This is a genomic window from Oceanospirillum sediminis (genome assembly GCF_014164585.1).
GTDB classification, from domain to species: Bacteria; Pseudomonadota; Gammaproteobacteria; order Pseudomonadales; family Halomonadaceae; genus Oceanospirillum; species Oceanospirillum sediminis.
This window is the reverse complement of sequence record NZ_JACJFM010000314.1, coordinates 1-320: the sequence shown is the minus strand read 5'-3', so window position 1 is coordinate 320 and position 320 is coordinate 1. Positions and strand designations below refer to the sequence as shown.

Genomic DNA, 320 nt, shown 5'->3' with positions numbered 1-320 from the left:
CCATGGAGGATATGGTGAACTGGACACTGCACTTTGCTGATCAGGATACGCAGTGGCTGGCGATGAAAGGTGTGTATCCGGAAGCCTCGGCCCCGATCAGGGGTCTGAGTTAGAACCTCAACATAACCAGGCTGGTATTTCAAGATTGGCTCCACTGTAACTGGCGTCACAGTTTCAAAGCCTCCCCGCTATCCTACACAAGTTATGTCAAAGTCCACTGTGAAGCTGTAGTAAAGGTTCACGGGGTCTTTCCGTCTAGCCGCGGATACACAGCATCCTCACTGCGATTTCAATTTCACTGAGTCTCGGGTGGAGACAGC

General features: G+C 51.6%; 1 rRNA gene. It reads right to left on the bottom strand.

The window, feature by feature from the left end:
• Positions 1–320: ribosomal RNA gene (locus tag H4O21_RS25045) — 23S ribosomal RNA — on the bottom strand; the annotation flags it as partial.